The sequence below is a fragment of the Burkholderia sp. 9777_1386 genome, assembly GCF_015712265.1.
Classification (GTDB): Bacteria; Pseudomonadota; Gammaproteobacteria; order Burkholderiales; family Burkholderiaceae; genus Burkholderia; species Burkholderia cenocepacia.
Genome location: NZ_JACCQB010000004.1, coordinates 186,531 through 203,302 on the forward strand (window position 1 = coordinate 186,531; position 16,772 = coordinate 203,302).

Annotated in this window: 16 protein-coding genes and 1 other RNA gene; 14 read left to right on the forward strand and 3 right to left on the reverse strand. The window is 67.4% G+C overall.

Features of this window, described 5'->3' with window-relative positions:
• Positions 1–82 precede the first annotated feature (82 nt).
• Positions 83–409 carry a thioredoxin TrxA gene (gene trxA / locus H0X91_RS05840; RefSeq protein WP_006402348.1) on the reverse strand — a complete coding sequence of 109 codons (327 nt, stop codon included), beginning with the start codon at positions 407–409 and terminating at the stop codon, positions 83–85.
• 391 nt (positions 410–800) lie between these two features.
• On the opposite strand from trxA, the gene ffs reads away from it, so the two are divergent.
• The 10 genes from ffs (at position 801) to H0X91_RS05890 (ending at position 10,382) form a co-directional block, all read left to right on the forward strand.
• Positions 801–899: signal recognition particle sRNA small type (ffs, locus tag H0X91_RS05845), an RNA gene on the forward strand.
• 127 nt (positions 900–1,026) lie between these two features.
• Positions 1,027–3,390 carry a DNA polymerase III subunit gamma/tau gene (locus tag H0X91_RS05850; protein ID WP_196432875.1) on the forward strand — a complete coding sequence of 788 codons (2,364 nt, stop codon included), beginning with the start codon at positions 1,027–1,029 and terminating at the stop codon, positions 3,388–3,390.
• 95 nt (positions 3,391–3,485) lie between these two features.
• Positions 3,486–3,812 (forward strand): YbaB/EbfC family nucleoid-associated protein, encoded by a 327-nt coding sequence (locus H0X91_RS05855; protein WP_006482124.1) that lies wholly within the window; start codon positions 3,486–3,488, stop codon positions 3,810–3,812.
• A gap of 31 nt (positions 3,813–3,843) precedes the next feature.
• Positions 3,844–4,440: a recombination mediator RecR gene (gene recR, locus H0X91_RS05860; protein ID WP_006478665.1), complete on the forward strand. Its 597-nt coding sequence runs from the start codon at positions 3,844–3,846 to the stop codon at positions 4,438–4,440.
• 48 nt (positions 4,441–4,488) lie between these two features.
• Positions 4,489–5,694: a CaiB/BaiF CoA transferase family protein gene (locus H0X91_RS05865; protein ID WP_006482127.1), complete on the forward strand. Its 1,206-nt coding sequence runs from the start codon at positions 4,489–4,491 to the stop codon at positions 5,692–5,694.
• A 221-nt stretch (positions 5,695–5,915) separates the two neighbouring features.
• Positions 5,916–6,677, forward strand: coding sequence for a 5'/3'-nucleotidase SurE (gene surE, locus H0X91_RS05870; RefSeq protein WP_006482126.1), 762 nt, complete (start codon positions 5,916–5,918; stop codon positions 6,675–6,677).
• Positions 6,674–7,606, forward strand: coding sequence for a protein-L-isoaspartate(D-aspartate) O-methyltransferase (locus H0X91_RS05875; protein ID WP_034201645.1), 933 nt, complete (start codon positions 6,674–6,676; stop codon positions 7,604–7,606). Before surE ends, H0X91_RS05875 begins: the two co-directional genes overlap by 4 nt.
• 5 nt (positions 7,607–7,611) lie before the next feature.
• The gene (locus tag H0X91_RS05880) at positions 7,612–8,502 is read left to right on the forward strand and encodes a peptidoglycan DD-metalloendopeptidase family protein (protein WP_034195698.1); all 891 of its coding nucleotides are present in this window, start codon (positions 7,612–7,614) and stop codon (positions 8,500–8,502) included.
• Between the two features lie 11 nt (positions 8,503–8,513).
• A complete protein-coding gene (gene rpoS, locus H0X91_RS05885) occupies positions 8,514–9,602 on the forward strand; it encodes an RNA polymerase sigma factor RpoS (protein ID WP_006484452.1) in 1,089 nt (362 codons plus the stop codon).
• 3 nt (positions 9,603–9,605) lie between these two features.
• Positions 9,606–10,382: a 3'-5' exonuclease gene (locus H0X91_RS05890; protein WP_006484453.1), complete on the forward strand. Its 777-nt coding sequence runs from the start codon at positions 9,606–9,608 to the stop codon at positions 10,380–10,382.
• Positions 10,383–10,413: 31 nt separating this feature from the next.
• On the opposite strand, the gene H0X91_RS05895 is transcribed toward H0X91_RS05890, so the two are convergent.
• Positions 10,414–11,268, reverse strand: a complete 855-nt coding sequence (locus tag H0X91_RS05895; RefSeq protein WP_048985928.1) for an endonuclease/exonuclease/phosphatase family protein — start codon at positions 11,266–11,268, stop codon at positions 10,414–10,416.
• A gap of 227 nt (positions 11,269–11,495) precedes the next feature.
• On the opposite strand from H0X91_RS05895, the gene rlmD reads away from it, so the two are divergent.
• A complete protein-coding gene (rlmD, locus tag H0X91_RS05900; protein ID WP_369718879.1) occupies positions 11,496–12,896 on the forward strand; it encodes a 23S rRNA (uracil(1939)-C(5))-methyltransferase RlmD in 1,401 nt (466 codons plus the stop codon).
• Positions 12,897–12,959: 63 nt separating this feature from the next.
• Here rlmD and H0X91_RS05905 read toward each other — a convergent pair whose 3' ends face one another.
• Positions 12,960–13,658 carry a Bax inhibitor-1/YccA family protein gene (locus H0X91_RS05905; RefSeq protein WP_006761414.1) on the reverse strand — a complete coding sequence of 233 codons (699 nt, stop codon included), beginning with the start codon at positions 13,656–13,658 and terminating at the stop codon, positions 12,960–12,962.
• A gap of 249 nt (positions 13,659–13,907) precedes the next feature.
• Here H0X91_RS05905 and ndk point away from each other — a divergent pair, with 249 nt between their 5' ends.
• The 3 genes from ndk to H0X91_RS05920 all read left to right on the forward strand — a co-directional run bounded on the left by ndk (position 13,908) and on the right by H0X91_RS05920 (position 16,708).
• Positions 13,908–14,333 (forward strand): nucleoside-diphosphate kinase, encoded by a 426-nt coding sequence (gene ndk, locus H0X91_RS05910; protein ID WP_006478674.1) that lies wholly within the window; start codon positions 13,908–13,910, stop codon positions 14,331–14,333.
• A gap of 55 nt (positions 14,334–14,388) precedes the next feature.
• A complete protein-coding gene (rlmN, locus tag H0X91_RS05915) occupies positions 14,389–15,528 on the forward strand; it encodes a 23S rRNA (adenine(2503)-C(2))-methyltransferase RlmN (RefSeq protein WP_006484457.1) in 1,140 nt (379 codons plus the stop codon).
• 163 nt (positions 15,529–15,691) lie between these two features.
• A complete protein-coding gene (locus H0X91_RS05920; protein WP_012492656.1) occupies positions 15,692–16,708 on the forward strand; it encodes a helix-turn-helix domain-containing protein in 1,017 nt (338 codons plus the stop codon).
• Positions 16,709–16,772 lie beyond the last annotated feature (64 nt).

The window sequence follows — 16,772 nt, forward strand, 5'->3', positions numbered from 1 at the left end:
CCGATTCGCGCTTGAGCGAGCGATCGGCGGCTTGGCGACGGACGTGTTGCCGACTGACAACACGTCCGTGGAACTGCCGGTATTACAGGTGGCTGTCCAGGAAGGCGGTGAGCTGCGACTTCGACAGCGCGCCGACCTTCTGCGCGGCGGCCGCGCCGTTCTTGAACAGGATCAGCGTCGGGATGCCGCGCACGCCGAACTTCGCGGGCGTGGCCTGGTTGTCGTCGACGTTGATCTTCGCGATCTGCAGCTTGTCGCCGTAGTCCTTCGCGACTTCGTCGAGGATCGGGGCGATCATCTTGCACGGGCCGCACCATTCGGCCCAGAAATCGACGAGTACGGGCTTGTCGGACTTGACGACGTCCTGTTCGAACGATGCGTCGCTGATGTGTTTGATCTGTTCGCTCATTGGGTCAATACCTCTTACGGTTCGGGGACTGCCTGCTTGCGCGTTGCGGCGTACCGGCCGCCGTAGGCTGCCGGCCGCTGCGGCAGGTCACTCCGCCTTCCGGAAGGGAGGGGGCGTAAGCGCTGCATGCCGCGGCTCGCGGGTCGTTCGGGCGTCATATTAGCCTAAATTGCTATCTGCTGCGGGCGGCGATAGTAGCCGCTACGCGAGTAGGGGTACGACGCGACGTTCGACCGTCGTGCCACGCAGGTGGAGGCCGGTCCGCAAATTACAAGGGGGTGGGCCGCATGCGGTGCGCGCGAACGGGCGATGCGCGGGTTTGCCCGGCGATATTCGCTTTGATGCGAACAAACGGTCGCATTCGTCCGGAAGCGGTGATAGAATGTGCCGTGACGGGCCTCCTCGCATGGTGGGGCGGTGAACCTGGTCAGGTCGGGAACGAAGCAGCCACAATCGTTTTCCGCCAGTGCCGAGGGTTGGGCTCGTCACCTTCCTTCTCGCCCCGTTCGCAGGGCGTTTTTTATTTCTGCGTCACACTCCGTTCGACCTCCACCTTGCCCGTGTTCCGCACCGCTTCGCGTGTCGGCGCGACGCAGCGTTACTGATACAATTTCCCGATGACCTATCAAGTTCTCGCACGCAAGTGGCGTCCGAAGGATTTCGCTTCGCTCGTCGGCCAGGAGCACGTCGTCAGGGCGCTCACGCACGCGCTCGACGGCGGGCGTCTCCATCACGCCTATCTGTTTACCGGAACCCGCGGTGTCGGCAAGACGACGCTGTCGCGGATCTTCGCGAAGGCGCTCAACTGTGAAACCGGCGTCACGTCGCAGCCGTGCGGCGTGTGTCGCGCGTGTCGCGAGATCGACGAGGGCCGTTTCGTCGATTACGTCGAGATGGACGCGGCGAGCAACCGCGGCGTCGACGAAATGGCCGCGCTGCTCGAGCGCGCGGTGTACGCGCCCGTCGATGCGCGCTTCAAGGTCTACATGATCGACGAAGTGCACATGCTGACGAATCACGCGTTCAACGCGATGCTGAAGACGCTGGAAGAGCCGCCGCCGCACGTCAAGTTCATCCTCGCGACGACCGATCCGCAGAAAATCCCCGTCACCGTGCTGTCGCGCTGTCTGCAGTTCAACCTGAAGCAGATGCCGGCCGGGCACATCGTGTCGCATCTCGAGCGGATCCTCGGCGAAGAACGGCTCACGTTCGAGCCGCAGGCGCTGCGCCTGCTCGCGCGGGCCGCGCAGGGCAGCATGCGCGACGCGCTGTCGCTGACCGACCAGGCGATCGCCTATTCGGCGAACGAGGTGACCGAGTCGGCGGTGTCGGGCATGCTCGGCGCGCTCGACCAGACCTACATGGTGCGCCTGCTCGACGCGCTCGCGGCCGGCAACGGCCCGGAAATCCTCGCGATTGCCGACGAGATGTCGCTGCGCAGCCTGTCGTTCTCGACCGCGCTGCAGGATCTCGCGAGCCTGCTGCACCGGATCGCGTGGGCGCAGTTCGCGCCGGGCTCGGTGCTCGACGAATGGCCGGAAGCAGCCGACCTGCGCCGGTTTGCTGAGACGCTGAGCCCCGAGCAGGTGCAGTTGTTCTATCAGATCGCGACGGTCGGGCGCGCCGAACTCGGCCTGGCGCCGGACGAATACGCCGGTTTCACGATGACGCTGCTGCGGATGCTCGCGTTCGAGCCGGCCGTCGGCGCCGGCAGCGCACCGGGCGGTCAGCCGTCCGTGCCGCCGCGTGCGGTGCCGGCCCCGCGTGCTACGGCGGCACCGGCCGCCGCCGCGGCGAAGCCGGTATCGGCCGCGCCGGCAAGCGCAGCGCGCCCGCCAGCCGCGACGCCGGCTGCGCCGGTCGCCCGTTCGGCGCCGGTGCAATCGAGCGATGAAGCCGAACGGCCGGCCGCCAAGCCGGCTGCCGTTCAGTCACCGGCAGAAGCAGCGCCGGAACCGGTCGCGGCTGACGTGCAAGCTGTCGAGCCTCCTCAGCCGGAAACGAAGGCAGCGCCCGTCGGCGACACGCCGCCTCCCGCGCGCAAGGAACCCGAGCCGCCCGCCGTTGCCGTCGTGCAGCGAAACGACGAACCGGCTCCGCAGGCCGAACCGGCGCCGCGCGTCGCATCGCCCGAGCCGGCCGCCGCACGGCCGGCGGCGCGCGCGGGCGGTGCCGCCGCCGCACTCGACGTGCTGCGCAATGCGGGGATGCGCGTGTCGTCGGACCGCGGGCGCGCAGGCGCTGCCGCCAAGCCGGCTGCGGCCCAGCCGGCTGCTGAAAAGCCGGTCGCGCCGCGTCCGGCCGTCCAGGTGCCGACGCCGCGTGCTGCCGCCCGTGCGCCGCAAGCAGCCGATTCGCGCCAGCCGTCGCCGCCGTGGGAAGACATCCCGCCCGACGACTACGTGCCGCTCAGCGCCGACGAAATGTTCGGCGGGTCCGACGACGCCTTCGTGCCGGTGTTCGACAGCGGTCCCGACGACGTGCGCGTGACGCCGAAGCCGGCGGACGCGCGTCCGGCCGCGCCGATCGACACGCGTCCGCTGCCGCCCGCGATCGCGCTCGATCCGATCGGTTTCGACGGCGAATGGCCGGCGCTGGCCGCGCGGTTGCCGCTGAAGGGTGTCGCGTACCAGCTCGCGTTCAACAGCGAGCTGACGGCCGTCGATGCAACCGCATTGAAATTGTCCGTGCCGGTGCCGCAGTATGCGGACGCCGCACAGGTGGCGAAGCTGAAGGCCGCACTGGCCGATGCGCTCGGCAAGCCGGTCGAGGTGACCGTCGAGGTCGGGCCCGCGCGGCGCACCGCGGCGGCGCTCGATGCGGCCGCGCGCGCGGCGCGCCAGCGCGAAGCCGAACAGGAGATTCACGGCGATCCGTTCGTCCAGCAGCTCGTGCGCGAGTTCGGTGCACGCATCGTCGAAGGGTCGGTGCGCCCGCTCGCCGATTCGGCGCCGGACGGCGCGCCGCCGACGCTGCATTGAACTGAGCGCCCCGCGACAGGCACAATCACGCCCCGCACACATTGGCCGGCACGCGCCGCGTGCCGGTTTTCACACGATCAAGAAGGAGTATTCCCATGTTGAAAGGCAACCTCGCCGGACTGATGAAGCAAGCGCAGCAAATGCAGGAAAACATGAAGAAGATGCAGGAGCAGCTTGCGCTCATCGAAGTCGAAGGGCAGTCGGGCGCCGGCCTCGTCAAGGTGACGATGACGTGCCGCAACGAAGTGCGCCGCGTGTCGATCGACCCGAGCCTGCTCGCGGACGACAAGGACATGCTCGAGGATCTCGTCGCCGCTGCGTTCAACGACGCGGTGCGCAAGGCCGAAGCCACGTCGCAGGAAAAGATGAGCGGCATGACGTCGGGCCTGCCGCTGCCCCCGGGCTTCAAGCTGCCGTTCTGAGCGCGGCGTCCTTGCCACTGTTTGCCGCCGTATGAAACAGCCGTCCGCCCTGTCCGCCCTCGTCGAAGCGTTGCGCGTGCTGCCCGGCGTCGGGCCGAAATCCGCGCAGCGCATGGCGGTTCACCTGATGCAGCACGACCGTGAGGGCGCGGAGCGGCTCGGCCGGTCGCTGCTGTTCGCGACCGAGCACCTGCAGCACTGCGAGAAGTGCAACACGTTCACCGAAGCGCAGATCTGCGAGGTCTGCAGCGACGAGGAGCGTGATCCGACGCTGCTGTGCGTCGTCGAGACGCCTGCCGACCAGATCATGCTCGAGCAGACGATGACCTACCGCGGGTTGTATTTCGTGCTGATGGGGCGACTGAGCCCACTCGACGGGATCGGCCCGAAGGAAATCCATTTCGACCGCCTCGTGCGGCGCGCGTCCGACGGCGTCGTCAAGGAAGTCGTGCTCGCGACCAACTTCACGAACGAAGGCGAAGCCACCGCCCACTACCTCGGCCAGACGCTCAAGGCGCGCGGGCTGGCGGTCACGCGCCTCGCGCGCGGCGTGCCGGTGGGCGGCGAGCTCGAGTACGTCGACGCGGGCACCATCGCCCGCGCGATGCTCGACCGCCGCACGATGTAAGCCGGGCGCCGCCTGCCGGCGGCGCCGTTCCTCATGCCAGGGAGACACATGAGCACCAGCCAGGGCCCGCTCGCGGGCGTCAAAGTGCTCGAATTCGGAACGCTGATCGCGGGGCCGTTCGCGTCGCGGCTGTTCGCCGAATTCGGCGCGGAAGTGATCAAGATCGAGGATCCGAACGGCGGCGACCCGCTGCGCAAGTGGCGCAAGCTCCATCCGGAGCAGGGCGGCACGTCGCTGTGGTGGTCCGTGCAGGCGCGCAACAAGAAATCGGTCACGCTGAACCTGAAGGCCGACGCCGGCAAGGCGATCGCGCGGCAGCTCGCAAGCGAGGCCGACATCGTGATCGAGAACTTCCGCCCGGGCCTGCTCGAAAAGCTCGGGCTCGGCTACGACGTGCTGTCGGCCGACAATCCGGGCCTCGTGATGGTGCGCCTGTCCGGCTACGGGCAGACGGGCCCGTACCGCGACCGGCCCGGCTTCGGCGCGATCGCCGAATCGATGGGCGGGCTGCGCCACATCACCGGCTATCCGGATCTGCCGCCGCCGCGCATCGGCATCTCGATCGGCGACTCGATCGCCGCGCTGCACGGCGTGATCGGCGCGCTGATGGCGCTCCATCACCGCAAGGTCAACGGCGGCGCGGGGCAGGTGGTCGACGTTGCACTGTATGAAGCCGTCTTCAACATGATGGAAAGCGTGGTGCCCGAGTACGGCGTGTACGGGATGGTGCGCGAGCGCACCGGCGCGTCGCTGCCGGGTATCGTGCCGTCGAATACGTATGCATGCCGCGACGGCAGCATCGTGATCGGCGGCAACAGCGATCCGATCTTCAAGCGGCTGATGAAGGCGATCGAGCGCGACGACCTCGCCGACGATCCCGCGCTCGCGCAAAACGACGGGCGCGTGCCGCGCACGCAGGAAATCGACGACGCGATCGCCGCGTGGCTCGCGCCGCGCACGATCGAAGAGGCGCTCGCCGTGCTGAATGCGGCCGACGTGCCGGCCGGGCGCATCTACAGCGCCGCCGACATGTTCACCGATCCGCAGTTCGTCGCGCGCCAGATGATCCAGCGTTTCAAGCTGGCCGACGGCACCGACATTCCGCTGCCGAACATCACGCCGAAGCTGTCGGACACGCCGGGCGAAACGCGCTGGCTCGGGCCCGAGCTCGGCGAGCACACCGACGAGGTGCTGCGCGGCCTCGGCTACGACGCGCAGGCGATTGCCGCGCTGCGCGAGGCGGGCGCGATCTGAGTGCCCCGCGGCCTGGCGCCTTGCGCCGGGCCGCCCGACGGACGCCTTTTCCGACGAGTCGTTCGTCGGGGCGAAAAACCCCGGCGACCCGGTGTTTTCCCCGGCGCATGGAATGCCGCCGCACGATGCGGCGGCGCATCGTGCGCCCATGCGTATACCCACCCGTCCGCGGCCGCCGGACTGTCGCTCTCGCGCCATCTTTCCTCGGTTACAATCGCCGGATGCGAATCCTACTCAGCAACGACGACGGCTATCTCGCCCCCGGTCTCGCCGCGCTCAGCGAAGCGCTGCAGCCGCTGGCCGAGCTCACGGTGATCGCGCCCGAGCAGAACTGCAGCGGCGCGTCGAACTCCCTCACGTTGTCGCGGCCGCTGTCGGTGCAGCGCGCAGCGGGTACGGGTTTCTTCTACGTGAACGGCACGCCGACCGATTCGGTGCACGTCGCGCTGACGGGGATGGCCGATGAGAGGCCCGACATCGTCGTATCCGGCATCAACAACGGCCAGAACATGGGCGAAGACACGCTCTATTCGGGGACAGTTGCAGCCGCCACCGAGGGCATCATGTTCGGTGTGCCGGCGATTGCGTTCTCGCTGGTCGACAAGGGCTGGGCCCAGCTGCCGGACGCCGCGCGCGTCGCCGCGGAAATCGTCGCGCATTACCTCGCGCACCCGCTGCCGGGCAACCCGCTGCTGAACGTCAATATTCCGAACCTGCCGTACGACGAGCTGAAGGGCTGGAAGGTTACGCGCCTCGGCAAGCGTCATCCGTCGCAGCCGGTGATCCGCCAGACCGACCCGCGCGGCGAGCCGATCTACTGGATCGGTGCCGCGGGCGACGCGCTGGACGCCAGCGAGGGCACCGATTTTCACGCCGTCGCAAACGGTTTCGTGTCGATCACGCCGCTGCAGCTCGATCTCACGCATACGCAGATGCTGCCCGCGACGCGCGAATGGGTGCGCGCCGGAGGGCGGGCTTCATGAGCGGCGAGCGCGCGAAGCGGTTCCCGCTCGCGCTCGAAGATCTCAAGCGAGCGCCACGCAAGTCGGACGGTCGGGCCGGTGAACGCCAGGCGGCGGGCGCGGTGCCGAAGGCCGCCGACAAACCCGCAGCCGTGCTGAAACCGGTTGCGGTGAAGCCGGCCGCCGTGCGGGCGCCGCTGCCGGGTATCGGCGCCGCGAAACCGGCGACCGCACCGAAGCCGACCGTGCTCAAGCCAGCGCTGCCGAAGCCGGCTGCGCCCACGATCGCGCCGGCCGGCGCGTTCGCCCTCACGTCGGAACGTGTGCGCGAGCGGATGGTCGAACGCCTGCGCGCGAACGGCGTGACCGATACGCGCGTGCTGGACGCGATGGCCGCGGTGCCGCGCCACATGTTCGTGGATCCGGGGCTCGCGACGCAGGCCTACGAGGATTCGGCGCTGCCGATCGGCCATCAGCAAACCATTTCAAAGCCGTCGGTCGTCGCGCGCATGATCGAGCTCGCGATGGCCGGCCGCACACTCGAGCGCGTGCTCGAGATCGGCACGGGCTGCGGCTATCAGGCCGCCGTGCTGAGCCACGTGGCACGCGACGTGTATTCGATTGAACGCATCAAGCCGCTGTATGAGCGCGCGAAGCTGAACCTGCGGCCGCTGCGCGTGCCGAACATCCGTCTGCACTATGGCGACGGGCGTGTCGGCCTGCCGTCCGCGGCCCCGTTCGACGCGATCGTGATCGCGGCGGCGGGGCTCGACGTGCCGCAGGCACTGCTCGAGCAGCTCGCGATCGGCGGGCGGCTCGTCGCGCCGGTCGGCGCGCAGAGCGGGCAGCACCAGGTGCTCACGCTCGTCGAGCGCGTCGCGCACGCGCAATGGCGAGAGTCCCGGCTTGATCGCGTTTTCTTTGTCCCTTTAAAATCCGGAGTGATTTGAAACCGATGAGTATGTTGCGCGCGATGCAAAACAACCGATCCCGGGAACCGCTCACGCTCGCCCAGCGCGCGATCTGTGTGGCTGCGTTCTCCACGCTACTGGCCGCCTGTGCGACGCGGCTCGACAACGCGCCCGTCGTCGACCGCTCCGGGTCGCTCGGCACGACCGCCACCGCGCAGCCCGCGGTGCCGCTCGGCCCGCCGCCGCCTGGCTTCTATCGTGTGAAGCCGGGCGACACGCTGTACCGGATTGCGCTTGAGAATGGGCAGAACTATCGCGACATCGCGTCGTGGAACAACCTGGCGAACCCGAACCAGATCGAAGTCGACCAGCTGCTGCGCGTGGCGCCGCCGGGCGGCGCCGCGGTCGCGGGTGCGCCGGCCGCCGCGCCGATCGTCGGTGGCGCGGTCGCGACGGCACCGCTGAGCAGCGGTCCGGCCGCGCCGGCTGCCGGCACGTCGTCGGCGCTGGCCGCCACGCCGCCGGCTGCGGCAACCGGGTCGAGCGATACGGCCGCGGCGCCGAGCGGCCCCGTGACGTTCGCGTGGCCCGCGCGCGGCCCCGTGCTGAACGGGTTCGACGACGCGAAGAACAAGGGTGTCAATATCGGCGGGACGGCCGGCGAGGCCGTGAAGGCGGCGGCGGACGGCCGCGTCGTTTACTCCGGCAACGGTCTGCGTGGTTACGGCAACCTCATTATCATCAAGCACGATGCAACTTACCTCACGGCGTATGCACACAATCGCGCTTTGATGGTAAAAGAGGGGGACGCGGTAACGAAGGGGCAGAAGATCGCCGAGATGGGTAACAGCGATGCCGACCGCGTGATGCTGCATTTCGAGGTTCGCCGGCAGGGTAAGCCTGTCGATCCGCTGAAGTATTTGCCGCCTCAATAACCGAGACGACCATGCCGAAATCGAAGCGCCACGAGCCGCAAGCCGAGTCTGAGAAGATCAGTCGTGCCACGCAAGCATCGGTGGGGCGAGTGGGTGCTTCGACGGACGACGAAGACGACGTCGCGGAAAACGAACGTGATCTCGAGGCACGCGACGCCGAGGCCGAAGGTGGCGACGACGAGCGCGAAGGCCGTCAGGAAGCCGCGCCCGACGTCGACGATTTCCGCACGCTGCTGCAGGCCGAACTCACGGCCGACACGATCCAGCATTACCTGAACCGCATCAGCGTGAAGCCGCTGCTGACCGTCGAGGAAGAGCAGCGCTATTCGCGTCTTGCGAAGGCCGGCGAATTCGAGGCGCGGCAGGTGATGATCGAGCGCAACCTGCGTCTCGTCGTCAGTATCGCGAAGGGGTACCTGAACCGCGGCGTGCCGCTGCTCGACCTGATCGAGGAAGGCAACCTCGGCCTGATGCACGCGATCGAGAAATTCGACCCGACGCGCGGTTTTCGCTTCTCGACCTACGCGACGTGGTGGATCCGGCAGAGCATCGAGCGGGCGATCATGAACCAGGCCCGCACGGTGCGCCTGCCCGTGCACGTGATCCGCGAACTGAACCAGGTGCTGCGCGCGAAGCGCCACCTCGAAAAGAATTCGATGTCGACGGGCGAGGCGGCCGAACGCCGTGAAGCCAGCATCGACGACATCGCCTATCTCACCGGCAAGACCGCCGAGGAAGTCACCGATATCCTCGCGCTCAACGAACACACGGCGTCGCTCGACGCGCCGCTCGACCTCGATCCCGCGAGCAGCCTGCTCGACCTGCTGCCCGACGACCAGAGCCAGTCGCCCGACGCCGAGGTGCAGCACCGCGAGCTCGAAACGCTGACGCGCGCGTGGCTGTCGCGGCTGTCCGACAAGCACCGGCACGTGATCGAGCGCCGCTTCGGCCTGAACCACATCGAACCGGCGACGCTCGAGGAACTCGCCGACGAGATGGGGCTCACGCGCGAGCGCGTGCGGCAGATCCAGCAGGAAGCGCTGGTGCGCCTCAAGCGGTTCTTTGCCTCCAACGGCGTGCGCAAGGACGCCGTTCTGTAACTGATGACTCCGATTCTCGTTTTTGACATCGAGACGATTCCCGATGTCGACGGCATTCGCCGTCTGGAAGACCTGCCCGCGACGCTCGACGATGCCGCGGTGGCCGAGCATGCATTCGCCGCACGCCGCGAGAAGACCGGCAGTGATTTCCTGCCGCATCACCTGCAGCGGATCGCGGCGATTTCGTGCGTGTTCCGCGACAACAACGGTTTTCGCGTGCGCTCGCTCGGCACGCCGCAGGACAACGAAGCCACGCTGATCCAGTCGTTCTACCGCGTAATCGAGAAATACACGCCGCAGCTCGTGTCGTGGAACGGCGGTGGCTTCGATCTGCCGGTGCTCCATTACCGCGCGCTCGTGCACGGCATTCCCGCCACCCGCTACTGGGATCTCGGCGAGGACGACCGCGAGTTCAAGTGGAACAACTACATCTCGCGCTATCACTCGCGGCATACCGACCTGATGGACGTGCTCGCGATGTATCAGGCGCGCGCCAATGCGCCGCTCGACGCGCTCGCGAAGCTGTGCGGCTTTCCGGGCAAGCTCGGGATGGACGGCAGCCAGGTATGGCCGGCGTTCCAGGACGGGCGAATCGAGGAAATCCGCAACTACTGCGAAACCGACGTCGTCAATACCTATCTGCTGTATTGCAGGTTCCAGTTGATGCGCGGCGGCCTGACGCCGAGCGAGTACGCGGACGAGATCCTGCTCGTGAAGAACGCGCTTGCGCTGGAACCGGCGCCACACTGGGTCGAATACCTGGCCGGCTTCGACGCGTAGCGCGGACAGCCCGCGCCGCGGCCAGCCCGAATCAGCCGAGGTCGAGCAGCACCGGCTGGTGATCGGACGCGCGCACGTTACCGTCGATTTCGCAGCGGGTGACGCGCGGCAACAGCGTGTCGGTCACGAACACGAAATCGCACGCGAGCGGCCCGTCCGACCATTGCACCGTATCGTAGACGCCGGCCGTCGGCGGCGGCGTGCGGCCGGGGTGCCGCGCAACCCACGCGTCGATGAAATCCGGCGCGTCGGCAAGCGGCGCCAGGAAGCGCCGGTATGCGTCGCTGCCGAATGCACTGTTGAAATCGCCGCAGACGATCGCATCGCGTGGCTGTCCGGTCGCGCTGAACGGCCCCTCGGCGGTTTCGGCGCGGGCCGGGTGGGTCGCGTGCGCACAGGCCTCGCGATGCCGGTCGCGCAGCGCGTCGACCTGCGCGAGCCGCTGGCGCGCCGAGTAATACTCCAGATGCGTGGTGACCACGCGCAACGGCCCGAACGGCGCCTGCAACTCGATGTCGAGCGCGACGCGCGGCATCGACGGCGCGCCGGCGTCGGCCGGCCACGGCAGCGACTGGCGCAGCACGCGCCCGACCGGCAGCCTTGTCGCGATGGCGTTGCCGAACTGGCGGCGCGGTGCGCCCGGCCGGATGGCCGGCAGGTCGGCGCCGATCGCGTCGACGACCGTATAGCCGGGCAGCAGCGCGGCGAGTTCGGCGAACTGGTCGGGGCCCGGCCGGCCGGGCAGTGCGTCGAAGCCGCGCGTGACTTCCTGCAGGCACAGCACGTCGAAATCGCCGAGCTCGCGAATGGCCGCGACGGTGCGGGGAAGATCGACGACGCCGTCCGCGTCCCGACCCCATTGGATGTTCCAGTCGATCAATCGCATGGTCGAATCTCCTGTCGGGCGAAATGTCGGGCCTTGGGCCTCGGGCGTTGCCCCGGCTGATTTGCGGCCGGGCATTGCCGCAGGCGCATCCCGCAGCCGCATTGCATGGCCGCCCGGTCGCGCCACGGGCTGTCCGTGCGCAAGTTCGACGCCTGCCTCATCCAAAGCGCGCGACGGAGGCTTTCGTCGTCTACAATCTCGCCTTCTTCAACGTTTGTCAGGAAAAGCTGGTGTCCGAAGCCGTCCCCACTTCTGCGCGCAAATCGAAAAATGCGCCCGTCGCGCCCGGGCCCGCCCCGGTTCTCGAGATCGAATCGCTCGACATGGAAGCGCGCGGTGTCGGCCGCACGGTGACCGAGGACGGCGGGCCGGGAAAGGTGATCTTCGTCGAAGGCGCGCTGCCGGGCGAGCGCGTGACTTATTCGAGCTACCGCCGCAAGCCGAGCTACGAGCAGGCGACGGTCGTCGACATTCTGCGCCCGAGCGTATTGCGCACGCAGCCGAAGTGCAAATTCTTCGGCACCTGCGGCGGCTGCTCGATGCAGCATCTCGACATGCGCGCGCAGGTGGCGGTCAAGCAACGCGTGCTCGAAGACAACCTGTGGCATCTGGCGAAGCTGCGCGCGGAAACGATGTTCGCGCCGATCCACGGCCCGTCGTGGGGCTACCGCTACCGGGCGCGCCTGACCGTGCGCAACGTCGCGAAGAAGGGCGGCGTGCTGGTCGGGTTCCACGAGAAGAAGAGCAGCTACGTCGCCGACATGACGAGCTGCGAAGTGCTGCCGCCGCACGTGTCGGCGATGCTCGTGCCGCTGCGCCGGCTCGTCGAGGGACTGTCGATTCGTGACCGGATGCCGCAGATCGAACTCGCGGTCGGCTCGACCGTCACCGCGCTCGTGCTGCGCGTGCTGGAGCCGATCAATGCGGACGACGAAGCGCTGCTGCGCGCGTTCGCGGACGAGCACAACGTGCAGTTCTGGTTGCAGCCGAAGGGGCCGGACACGGTGACGCCGTTCTATCCGCTCGACGTGTCGCTCGACTACACGCTGCCGGAATTCGGCATCCGCATGCCGTTCAAGCCGACCGACTTCACGCAGGTCAATCACCAGATCAACCGCGTGCTGGTGGGCCGCGCGCTGCGCCTGCTCGCGCCGTCGCGCGACGATCGCGTGCTCGACCTGTTCTGCGGGATCGGCAACTTCACGCTGCCGCTCGCGCGGCTGTCGCGCGAAGTGATGGGCATCGAGGGCAGCGACACGCTGACCACGCGCGCGCTGGCGAACGCACGCGAGAACGGGGTCGACGGCCACACGACGTTCGCGTGCCGGAACCTGTTCGAAGTGACCGGCGACGACCTCCGCGCGCTCGGCGCATTCGACAAGTTCCTGATCGACCCGCCGCGCGAAGGCGCGCTCGCGGTGTCGAAGGCGCTGGCCGAGATCGCGCAGAGCGGCGAAGGTCCGCTGCCGAAGCGCATCGTGTACGTGTCGTGCAACCCGTCGACGCTCGCGCGCGATGCAGGCCTGCTCGTGCACGAGGCCGGCTACCGGCTGAAGGGCGCCGGTGTCGTGAACATGTTCCCGAATACGTCGCACGTCGAATCGATCGCGCTGTTCGAGCGCGATTGAGCCGGGCGGCGGACGTAAAAAAACCGGCCCGCGGGCCGGTTTTTTCGTGGTGCGCAGCGAACGTCAGTTGCGGTTGCCGCCGAAGATGCCGAGCAGCGCGAGCAGGTTCGTGAACACGTTGTACAGGTCGAGGTAGATCGCGAGCGTGGCCGAGATGTAGTTCGTCTCGCCGCCGTTCACGACGCGCTGGACGTCGAACAGCATGTACGCCGAGAAAATCGCGATCGCGAGCACCGATACGGTGAGCATCAGCGCCGGCAGTTGCAGGAAGATGTTCGCGACCGACGCGAGCAGGATCACGATCACGCCCATGAACAGCCACTTGCCGAGCCCGGAGAAGTCGCGCTTGCTGACGGTGGCGATCGTCGCCATCGCGGCGAAGATGATGCCGGTGCCGCCGAACGCGAGCATGATCAGCGACGGGCCGTTCGAGAAGCCGAGGATGAAGCTCAGCAGTCGCGACAGCATCAGGCCCATGAAGAACGTGAAGCCCAGCAGCACGAACACGCCGGCCGCGCTGTTTTTCGTCCGCTCGATCGCGAACATGAAGCCGAACGCGATCGCGAAGAACGCGAGCAGGCTCATCATCGGGCTCGTGGCCGCGAACAGCGAGAAGCCCGTCGCGACGCCGACCCAGGCGCCCAGCACGGTCGGCACCATCGACAGCGCGAGCAGCCAGTACGTGTTCCGCAGCACGCGGTTGCGAACCTCGGCGGTGCTGACGGAACCGCCGCGGCCGAAATTGTACGGATAGTCGTTCATGGTTTCTCCTAACATTGAACGCGTGGGCGTCCGGGGCCGGTTCGGCGCGCGCGATGTGCGGCGCAGCAAACCGGGGCAGCTATGGCTAAGATACGTTCCGTGCCGGGAGGTTTCAATGGCCCGGCGGCACAAAACATATGGATTCTGAACCTTTCATTCGTGTAAGGGTTCAATCGCAATGATACACGGGATCGTGCTACAATAGCGGATTCATTTGAACCTGTAACTTCTTAATTTTTTGGAGTTTTTATGGCAATCGAGCGCACCCTGTCGATCATCAAGCCGGATGCGGTGGCAAAGAACGTGATCGGCCAGATCTACAGCCGTTTCGAAGGCGCCGGCCTGAAGATCGTCGCATCGCGCATGGCACACCTGTCGCGTGCTGACGCAGAGAAGTTCTATGCAGTTCACGCAGCGCGTCCGTTCTTCAAGGACCTCGTCGACTTCATGATCTCGGGCCCGGTGATGATCCAGGTTCTGGAAGGTGAAGGCGCGATCCTGAAGAACCGCGACCTGATGGGCGCAACGGATCCGAAGAAGGCGGAAAAGGGCACGATCCGCGCCGACTTCGCCGACAGCATCGACGCGAACGCCGTCCACGGCTCGGACGCTGCGGAAACGGCAGCGGTCGAAATCGCGTTCTTCTTCCCGGAAATGAACGTTTACTCGCGTTAAGCCCTGGCTGACAGCAAGTAGGCAGGATTCAGCGCACGCGGCAAGGCAGCACATCATGACGAGCGAAACTTCCGTCAATCTTCTCGACTTCGATGCCGAGGGTCTTGTCGCGTACTGCGGCAGCCTGGGCGAGAAGCCGTTCCGCGCCAAGCAATTGCAGCGCTGGATCCACCAGTACAACGCCGGCGATTTCGACGGCATGACTGATCTCGCGAAGTCCCTGAGGGAAAAACTCAAGGGCCGCGCGTCGATCGTGATGCCGGAGATCGCCAGCGATCACGTTTCCACCGACGGCACGCGCAAGTGGCTGATCGACGTCGGAAACGGCAATGCGGTCGAAACCGTGTTCATCCCGGAAGAGACGCGCGGCACGCTGTGCGTGTCGTCGCAGGCCGGGTGCGCGGTGAACTGCCGCTTCTGTTCGACGGGCAAGCAGGGTTTCTCCCGCAACCTGTCGACAGCTGAAATCATCGGCCAGCTCCGGATGGCCGAATTTGCATTGCGCGCGTCGCTGGGCCGCGCGCCCGGCCCGAACGGCAAGGCCGAACGGGTCGTCACCAACGTGGTGATGATGGGCATGGGCGAGCCGCTCCTGAATTACAGCGCGGTCGTCCCCGCGATGCGACTGATGCTCGACGACAACGCGTACGGCCTGTCGCGCCGCCGCGTCACGCTGTCGACGTCCGGCGTGGTGCCGATGATGGACCGCCTCGGCGCCGAGTTGCCGGTCGCGCTGGCCGTTTCGCTGCATGCGCCGAACGATGCGCTGCGCGACGAGCTGGTGCCGCTCAACAAGAAGTATCCGCTTCGCGAGCTGATGGCCGCGTGTCAGCGTTATCTGAAGGTCGCGCCGCGCGACTTCATCACTTTCGAATACTGCATGCTCGACGGCGTCAACGACACCGAAGCGCATGCGCGCGAACTGCTGGCCGTCACGCGCGACGTGCCGTGCAAGTTCAACCTGATCCCGTTCAATCCGTTTCCGGAATCGGGCCTCATCCGCTCGAAGCCGGAGCAGATCAAGCGCTTCGCGCAGGTTCTCATCGACGCGGGTGTCGTCACGACCGTGCGCAAGACGCGCGGCGACGACATCGACGCCGCGTGCGGGCAGCTGGCCGGCGCGGTGAAGGATCGCACGCGCCTCGCGGAACGAACGGGCGCAGCAGGAAAAATCATCGAAGTTCGGGCAGTTTGACGGGGGCACCTGGCCGGGGTGCCCGAACCCTTTGGCGGTGCAACACGCGAATAGCGATCGGTCGCGGCGCCTCGGCGCCGCGCAGGGTATGAACAGTTGCGGGTGCCGGCCGGCGGGAGTCGGCGGCGGCCGCCAGTGAAGAAGAATCGACGCGAGGACAAGGATGAGTGAGCCGCAGCCGTCTAACGGCGCAGAGACGAATGCCGCGAAGCCGGCACCGGCGGGACTGGAATCGCTGGCGGCGGTCGGCAGCCGGCTGGCGCAGCTTCGGGAGACGAAGGGCTGGTCGGTCGACGACGTGTCGGCGCGACTCAAGGTCGCACCGCAAAAGCTCCGGGCGCTCGAGGCCGGCGACATCAGCCATTTGCCCGGCGTGACGTTCGCGCTCGGGGTCGTGCGCAGCTATGCGAAGATGCTCGGCGTCGATCCGGAACCGTTCGCGCAGGCGCTGCGCCGCGAGCGCGGGGTGCCGGAAGTCGACCTGTCGATGCCGGCGTCGTCGGGCACGGATCTGCCGCGCGGCCGCGTGTCGATTCCGCTCGGCGGCTCGTCGCGTCACCATCCGTGGCTGTGGGGGACGGGGATCGTCATCGTCGCGGTGGTCGCCGTACTGATGTGGCACACTGGCGGCGATTCGTCGAGCCTGCTCGCACGCTTCAAGGGCGGCGACGCCGAGCATGCGTCGGCCGCGAGCGCGGCGACGGCATCGTCGGCTGCTGAAGAAGCGGCCACGAACGCCGCGTCGGGCGCGGTGACGAATGCGGTTCCGGCCCCGGCTGCTGCATCGGCTGCCCCGGCGCAGGCGATCGCGTCGGCTGTTCCGGCGCCCGCGGCGCCGGTCGCGACTGCCGCTGCGTCGCAGCCCGTGGCGGCCACGGCGGCGGCAAGCACGGCCGCGCCGGCCCAGCCGGCCAGCGTCGTGGTGGCGGCCGGTCAGTCGATGGTCGAACTGAAGGTCAAGCAGGATTGCTGGTTCAGCGTGCGCGACAAGAACGGCAAGGAGCTGTTCTCGGCGCTGGTGCGCGCCGGCGAAACGAAGCAGGTGGCCGGTGACGGGCCGTTCAAGGTCACGATCGGCAACAAGGCCGGCCTCGACGCGGTTGCGTTCGACGGAAAACCGGTCGATCCGGCAAAATATTCGGCAGCGCGGGGTAACGTGGCGCGGTTCACGTTGCCCTGACGTCAAGCGCCGTGGCGAAGGCCTGTCGTCGATCTCGGCAGGCCGTGAGGGCACGGCGCTTTTT